This window comes from Yersinia aldovae ATCC 35236, from assembly GCF_000173735.1.
GTDB lineage: Bacteria > Pseudomonadota > Gammaproteobacteria > Enterobacterales > Enterobacteriaceae > Yersinia > Yersinia aldovae.
In genome coordinates, this window is record NZ_ACCB01000053.1 from 21,758 (window position 1) to 28,591 (window position 6,834).

The following is a 6,834-nucleotide window of genomic DNA, read 5'->3' on the forward strand; positions in this document are numbered from 1 at the left end:
CAATCAAATCACTGCAATATTTCCAGCACCTGCTCTGGTGGGCGGCCAATCCGCGCTTTGCCGTGATAAACCACAATTGGGCGCTCGATCAGCTTCGGATTATCACTCATAGCTTGCAGCAATTTATCTTGCGTCAGCGTTTTATCCCCTAGATTCAGCTCCTTATAAAGCTCCTCTTTGGTACGCATTAACTGGCGTGCGTCGTTGAAACCTAATTGTTGCAATAACTGTTTTAACGTTTCCACGCAAGGCGGGGTATCAAGGTACAGCACCACTTGCGGATGGATACCTTGCTGTTCAACTAACGCGAGCGTTTCCCGGCTTTTCGAGCAGCGTGGATTATGATAAATCGTGACATCTTGCATAGTAACTCTCCTTAAGACTTCTGGTATTTCTGGAAGCGCTTATCGAGCTGGCGCAATTGATCAATACGAGCATCATAACGCGCCTGCTCCAGGCTGCCCAACTTCACCCGCGCGCTGGCATCGCTGAGTAGGCCGATGGCCTGTGGCAACTTGCCACTCAGGGCCAGGCTTTCTGCACGCGCTGCCAGTTCTTGATCGCGTAAACCCAGTGCGGCGGCAGCTTGAGCCAATAGATCCCAACCATTCGGATCGTTCGGATGAGCGAAGGTATAGCGGTTTAGCAGCTTAACCGCCGCTGCCGGTTGCCCGCCCTGAACATAAGCATTGGCTAGATTGAGTTGTAATACCGGCTCATCATTTTGTTTAGCAATCGCGGCTTGCAGGCGTGCAATGGCCGTAGCAGACTTATTTTGCTCCAGATCGATATCGGTCATCAGATCGAGGAACCAAATATTGTTTGGTTGCTGGGTCAACAATGGCTGTAACTGGTTACGGGCTTGATCATATTTCTTGGCCTGATACCACAAGATAGCTTGACCATATTTTGCCGCCAGTTGCTCGCGCACCGTACCTTTGCTGAGGGTTTCCAGCAGGTCAGGGGTCAGGCTGTTTTCAGTCGAACCATACATTCCCAGAATACGTACTTTGGCGAATAAATAATCTTGTGATGAGGCTATCGGGTGCGGTTTCATTTGGTTAGCGCGGTTACGTGCATCAGATAACCGACTGTCGGGTAACGGGTGAGTCAGCAACATTTCCGGTGGTTTAGAGGCATATCGCGACTGATCGGCCAGTTTTTGTAGGAAATTTGGCATGGCTTGCGGATCAAACCCTGAACGTTGTAGCACCTGAATCCCAATACGATCAGCTTCCTGCTCATTGCCCTGCGTAAAGCTGATAATACCCTGTTGGGCACCCGCCAATGTGCCACTTAACCCGGCCATTCCCGCTTGCGGGCTGGCCATCGTCAATAGAATAGAACCTAAAACACCGACCCATGTCAGGGGAGCCATGCGTTGCTGCTCTTCCATTGCTCTGGCTAAATGGCGTTGAGTGACATGTGAGATCTCATGGGCTAATACTGAGGCCAGCTCACTTTCGTTTTCAGTATAGCGAAACAGGGCGGAGTGAATAACCACATTGCCGCCAAAGAATGCAAAGGCGTTTAGCTGATCGTTATTCACCAGATAGAAATGAAAAGGGGTACGCACTGAATTGGCATTGGCAACCAGTCGGTGACCTAATTGGTTGATATACTGTGCTAATAATGGATCATAAATTAACGGGGTACTGGCGCGCATTTGGCGGACATAAAAATCCCCCATTGCCATTTCCTGATCGATGCTCAACGTGGCACCCGCAGAGGTACCGATATCGGGTAACAGGTCTTGCGTCTCTGCACCGGCAGGTATTGCGCTGGTGAGCAACAAGCTACTGAGTAATGTGGCGATCACTGTCTTACTTAACCGACCTGTTTTAGTTAACCGATACGTCATAAACGAGGCTGCCCTTGCTAATGTAATGACAATTAGACTCCGGGATGTGTAAGAGTTCTTCTTCCTTGCTCTGCTCTCCAGTACAATCATCACGAAAGCGGGTTATACCCGTCATCTTTCAAACTGCTGGTGGGTTGGCTGTGCTCAATCAGCCGAATGGCTTACCGGTGTAAGCTCATCGGGGTTCTCTTGCTTGCCGCTTTCCCGCATCTTGAAATCTATTGGGTATAGATCACATAAATAGCATCAAATACGTCAAAGGTTAAGCTCATCATCCGTGGCTAATGCTCATCACTATCTTAGCCAGCATGTGGGTATAAGGGAATGTCTGACAAGAACAATTTACCTTCGGGTTTTGCCCCTGTATACCGGGGCGGTTAAAGGGAGTCGCCAATTTGCGGTTTTCTCATAGTATTTAAGGAGTCATTTCGGATGCTAGAGCTGTTGTTACAATGGTATCGTCGGCGTTTTACCGACCCGCAGGTTATTGCACTACTGGCTATTCTGCTGGCGGGATTCTGCATTCTTTACTTCTTTAGCGGTATTTTGGCCCCTTTGCTGGCGGCAATAGTCTTGGCGTATTTGTTGGAGTGGCCGACAGCACGATTACAGCGTATTGGTTGCTCACGCCCGTGGGCGGCCACTATTGTGCTGGTAGTGTTTGGTAGTATCACGCTGTTAGCGGTGTTTGTTGTGGCCCCGACAGTATGGCAGCAAGGCAATAATCTGATATCAGATATGCCAAAAATGCTGAATAAATTCAATGCATTTGCCCAAACTTTACCGGCTCGCTATCCGGCGCTGGTCGATGCCGGTATTGTCGATATGATGGCAGAAAATCTGCGTGGCAAGCTATCGGGCATGGGGGAGTCAGTGGTTAAAATCTCGCTTGCCTCGTTAATTGGCCTGCTGACATTGGCAATCTATCTGATTTTGGTGCCGTTGATGTTGTTCTTTCTGCTCAAAGATAAAGAGCAGATGCTGAATGCCGTGCGCCGTATTTTGCCGCGCAACCGTGGCCTGGCGGGGCAGGTATGGCTGGAAATGAACCAACAGATTACCAACTACATTCGCGGCAAAGTGCTGGAAATGGTGATTGTGGGTATCGCCACTTATCTCGTTTTCTTTATTATGGGAATGAATTATGCCCTGTTGCTGGCGGTGTTAGTGGGTTTCTCCGTGCTTATTCCTTACATCGGTGCGGTAATTGTGACGATTCCGGTGGTGTTGGTGGCATTATTTCAGTGGGGGATTGGTGCTGATTTCTGGACACTTTTTGCCGCTTATCTGGTGGTGCAAGCTCTGGACGGCAACTTGCTGGTGCCGGTGCTGTTTTCTGAAGCGGTAAATTTGCATCCGTTGGTTATTATTCTATCAGTGATTATTTTTGGTGGAATGTGGGGGTTCTGGGGCGTTTTCTTTGCTATCCCGTTGGCGACATTGGTCAAAGCCGTTATCCATGCGTGGCCGGATGAATTTATTCCCGACGCGGATTAACTATCCCCTGTGCCCTTGATGCCGCAGCGGTGTTAGCTGCACTCACTCACCCGAATCACTGATCGGAGTCAGCTCATCGGGATGAGTTCGCTGGCTGCCTTGCTGCAACAGCAATGGCTTTGGGGATCATTTGATTTATTGCCAATAAAAAAGAGCGTTTGAGCGCTCTTTTTTGCAATTTATCGGTCAGGGCCGGTGTGTTATGACTCAAGCACTTTGGCGCAAATAGTCCATAACGATTTCGTGGTGGTTGGTGGTTTTGAAATTATCAAACACATGCTCCACCTTACCATCAGTGCCAATCAAGAAACTGATCCTATGGATACCGTCGTAGGTTTTACCCATAAAACTTTTTTCGCCCCAAACGCCAAATTGCTCTGCAACCTGATGGTTTTCATCAGACAGCAAAGTGAAATTCAGCAACTCTTTTTCGACGAAACGTGACAGTTTTTCAGGTTTGTCGGTGCTGATGCCCAACACTTCAACGCCTGCACTTTTTAGCTCATCCATATTGTCGCGCAGGCCACAAGCCTGAACGGTGCAGCCTGGTGTCATGGCTTTAGGATAAAAATAGACCAAGACACGTTGTCCCTGGAAGTCGGCCAAACTAATTTGCTCGCCATCTTGGTCGGGCAAACTAAACTTTGGCGCTATATCACCGGCTTTCAATGGGCTCATTACTAACTCTCCATTCGTGAGTCATGCTGTGGATAGTTCACAATACTAATACTGCCTTGTGCATTGAGTTCTGTACAGAGTTGATAAAAAGCGTGTTCGATTTTCGAACCGTTCTGGCTGGCAGGGCTGTGTGCGCTTATCTGGATATGCAGCAATGGCGGCGTATCACCTTGTGCGGGCTGAGTCTTAGAAACCAATTCCGCAATATTCATATTGTGGCAATGAAATAGATTGGTAAACCGTTCAATAATATGGGGGGAGTCATTAACTTCAACTTTTACCCATACTGTCGCGGGCATCGCCTGTTGCTCTTGTGCGTTGGTGCGCTTCATGACAATCAGCAAATCAAGCTCTGCCCCCTTCTGTGGCAGTGTTGATTCCAACAGGGTAACGGCGTTCCAACTGCCTGAAAGCAGCATTATAAATGTGAATTCCTCACCGAACATGGCCAGCCGGCTATCTTCAATATTGCAACCGCAGCTACTGACATGGCGGGTGATGGTATTCACGATTCCAGGGCGGTCAGCACCCAGTGCGGTAATGACCAGATAATGTTCATCAAGCTGCGGCAAAATCGCTCTTCCTGTCATGCTCTTTGGGGTTACCATGGTAAACATAAAAAAAACCTGCTGCCAAGCGCTTACAACACAGTTGTTTACTTGCTTTTGGATAGAGGTCAAAAGTACCATGAGGAACTTGTTTAAGGTGGGGGTGGTCAATGTTTACGGGAAGTTCGATGTTTACAGGAAGCATAGTTGCGCTGGTAACGCCGATGGACGACAACGGTGCAGTCGATCGCGCGAGCCTGAAGAAACTGATTGATTATCATGTCGCCAGTGGAACTGCGGCGATTGTCTCTGTGGGAACGACCGGCGAATCTGCAACACTGAACCATGACGAACATGTCGATGTGGTCATGCAGACCCTCGAACTGGCTGATGGTCGCATTCCAATCATTGCCGGAACGGGCGCTAATGCCACCTCCGAAGCTATTTCTCTCACCCGGCGGTTTAATAGCACCGGTGTGGTGGGGTGCCTGACGGTGACGCCTTATTATAACCGTCCGATGCAGGAAGGGTTGTACCAACACTTCAAAGCGATTGCTGAAAGTACCGATTTGCCACAAATTCTCTATAATGTGCCTTCGCGTACCGGTTGCGATATGTTACCGCCAACCATCGCTCGCTTGGCTAAGATTAAAAATATTGTTGCTGTAAAAGAAGCAACAGGGAACTTAAGTCGGGTAAGTCAGATCCAAGTGCTGGTTGATGATGAAGATTTCATCCTGCTCAGTGGTGACGATGCGAGTGGACTCGACTTTATGCAACTGGGCGGTAAAGGGGTTATTTCGGTGACAGCAAACATTGCTGCGCGTGAAATGGCCGAACTGTGTGCGCTGGCCTCACAAGGTAACTTTGCAGAAGCACGCCGTTTGAATCAGCGCTTGATGCCGTTGCATCAGCATTTATTTGTAGAAGCAAACCCAATTCCGGTGAAGTGGGCCGCGAAGAAGCTGGGATTAATGGCAAACGACACTTTACGTCTGCCAATGACCCCACTGACTGACCCGGCTAAACGGGTTGTGGAAGACGCGCTAAAAAGCGCAGGTTTGCTGTAACTCTTAGGGAAATTTGATGGCAATAACATTGCAAAAGTCGACGGTGGTAACGGTTGTGGGTGTTTCGCTGGCCATGCTGCTGGCCGGTTGTACCACTGACCAACGTTACAAACGCCAGGTTGGTGGTGACGAGTCTTATCTTGAAGCTCCGGGGCTGAAGCCACTGAACTCACCCTCTGGCATGATTCTACCGATACAAAACGGCGAATTTGATGTGCGCGCCGTTAATGCAACAGGTGCGGTGGGTAAACAGTTGGATATCCGTCCGCCGGTGCAACCACTGACATTGTTAAGTGGCTCCCGCGCTGAAAATGCTACCGATACCAGCAAGCTATTGTTAGAAAATAGCCCACAAAACCGCACGCTATGGGCGCAAGTTACCCGTGTTCTGCAAGATAAAAACTGGCCGATAGCCAGCCGTCAGGATGCAACACAAACCCTGGCGACTGACTGGATCAAATGGAACCGGGCAGATGAAGACGTGCAGTTCGAAGGCCGTTATCAGATAAGTGTACAGGAGCAAGGTTATCAATTGGCATTAGTGGTGAAATCCCTTGGTTTACAGCAAGGGGGTAAAACCATTACCGATTATACCGAAATCCAGCGCTATAACGGTGCGATGCTGAATGCTATCGTCGAAGGCTTGGACAAGGTACGTTCTGACAGTGAAAACAGCCAGGCTGCGCGCAAGGTTGGCACGTTGGATGTGCAAAGTGGCAGCGATGATACTGGCTTGCCTCAGCTCATTGTTCGCGGTTCTTATGCTGTGTTGTGGGAACGTTTGCCAGCCGCACTTGAGAAAATCGGTATGAAAGTGACTGACCGTAGCCGTCCGCTGGGTACGATTAACGTCACAGTCAAATCGATGAGCAGCAGCAGTTGGGATGCAATCGGTGCCAAAGATCCTGAATTGCCAGAAGGCGATTATAAATTGCAGGTCGGTGACCTTGATAACCGCAGTAGCTTGCAGTTCATTGGTCCGAAAGGGCAGACCTTAACCCAATCGCAAAACGATGCGTTGGTGGCGGTGTTCCAGGCGGCGTTCAGCCAGACCAGTGCTACAAGTACTCAATAAAACCAAAGGGGCTACGGCCCCTTTAAACCCGTCATACTTCAAGCTGCATGTGCGTTGGCTACGTTCAATCACCCGAGTCACTTACAGGTCTTGACCTTAAGAAAT

At 49.2% G+C, this 6,834-nt stretch carries 7 protein-coding genes; 3 read left to right on the top strand and 4 right to left on the bottom strand.

Going from position 1 to position 6,834, the window contains the following annotated elements; all coding sequences use genetic code 11:
- Nucleotides 1-8: 8 nt before the first annotated feature.
- Nucleotides 9-365, bottom strand: coding sequence for an arsenate reductase (glutaredoxin) (gene arsC, locus YALDO0001_RS17715; RefSeq protein ID WP_004705179.1), 357 nt, complete (start codon nucleotides 363-365; stop codon nucleotides 9-11).
- An 11-nt stretch (nucleotides 366-376) separates the two neighbouring features.
- Complete coding sequence (gene bepA / locus YALDO0001_RS17720; protein ID WP_042840456.1) at nucleotides 377-1,861, bottom strand: beta-barrel assembly-enhancing protease; 1,485 nt, start codon at nucleotides 1,859-1,861, stop codon at nucleotides 377-379.
- Nucleotides 1,862-2,293: 432 nt separating this feature from the next.
- Between bepA and YALDO0001_RS17725 the strand changes: the two genes are divergently transcribed.
- Nucleotides 2,294-3,358, top strand: a complete 1,065-nt coding sequence (locus YALDO0001_RS17725) for an AI-2E family transporter (RefSeq protein ID WP_004705183.1) — start codon at nucleotides 2,294-2,296, stop codon at nucleotides 3,356-3,358.
- A 207-nt stretch (nucleotides 3,359-3,565) separates the two neighbouring features.
- On the opposite strand, the gene bcp is transcribed toward YALDO0001_RS17725, so the two are convergent.
- Together bcp and YALDO0001_RS17735 are read right to left on the bottom strand one after the other, a co-directional pair.
- The gene (bcp, locus tag YALDO0001_RS17730; RefSeq protein WP_004705185.1) at nucleotides 3,566-4,036 is read right to left on the bottom strand and encodes a thioredoxin-dependent thiol peroxidase; all 471 of its coding nucleotides are present in this window, start codon (nucleotides 4,034-4,036) and stop codon (nucleotides 3,566-3,568) included.
- Nucleotides 4,037-4,038: 2 nt separating this feature from the next.
- Nucleotides 4,039-4,608 carry a glycine cleavage system transcriptional repressor gene (locus YALDO0001_RS17735; RefSeq protein WP_042548701.1) on the bottom strand — a complete coding sequence of 190 codons (570 nt, stop codon included), beginning with the start codon at nucleotides 4,606-4,608 and terminating at the stop codon, nucleotides 4,039-4,041.
- 164 nt (nucleotides 4,609-4,772) lie between these two features.
- On the opposite strand from YALDO0001_RS17735, the gene dapA reads away from it, so the two are divergent.
- Together dapA and bamC are read left to right on the top strand one after the other, a co-directional pair.
- Nucleotides 4,773-5,654 carry a 4-hydroxy-tetrahydrodipicolinate synthase gene (gene dapA / locus YALDO0001_RS17740; protein ID WP_042840458.1) on the top strand — a complete coding sequence of 294 codons (882 nt, stop codon included), beginning with the start codon at nucleotides 4,773-4,775 and terminating at the stop codon, nucleotides 5,652-5,654.
- Between the two features lie 16 nt (nucleotides 5,655-5,670).
- Nucleotides 5,671-6,729 carry an outer membrane protein assembly factor BamC gene (gene bamC, locus YALDO0001_RS17745; RefSeq protein ID WP_004705191.1) on the top strand — a complete coding sequence of 353 codons (1,059 nt, stop codon included), beginning with the start codon at nucleotides 5,671-5,673 and terminating at the stop codon, nucleotides 6,727-6,729.
- Nucleotides 6,730-6,834 lie beyond the last annotated feature (105 nt).

Excerpts from the sequence above, each read along its gene's own strand:
- arsC (WP_004705179.1), bottom strand. The coding sequence starts at position 365 with ATGCAAGATGTCACGATTTATCATAATCCACGCTGCTCGAAAAGCCGG.
- dapA (WP_042840458.1), top strand. The coding sequence starts at position 4,773 with ATGTTTACAGGAAGCATAGTTGCGCTGGTAACGCCGATGGACGACAAC.
- bcp (WP_004705185.1), bottom strand. The coding sequence starts at position 4,036 with ATGAGCCCATTGAAAGCCGGTGATATAGCGCCAAAGTTTAGTTTGCCC.
- bepA (WP_042840456.1), bottom strand. The coding sequence starts at position 1,861 with ATGACGTATCGGTTAACTAAAACAGGTCGGTTAAGTAAGACAGTGATC.
- YALDO0001_RS17725 (WP_004705183.1), top strand. The coding sequence starts at position 2,294 with ATGCTAGAGCTGTTGTTACAATGGTATCGTCGGCGTTTTACCGACCCG.
- bamC (WP_004705191.1), top strand. The coding sequence starts at position 5,671 with ATGGCAATAACATTGCAAAAGTCGACGGTGGTAACGGTTGTGGGTGTT.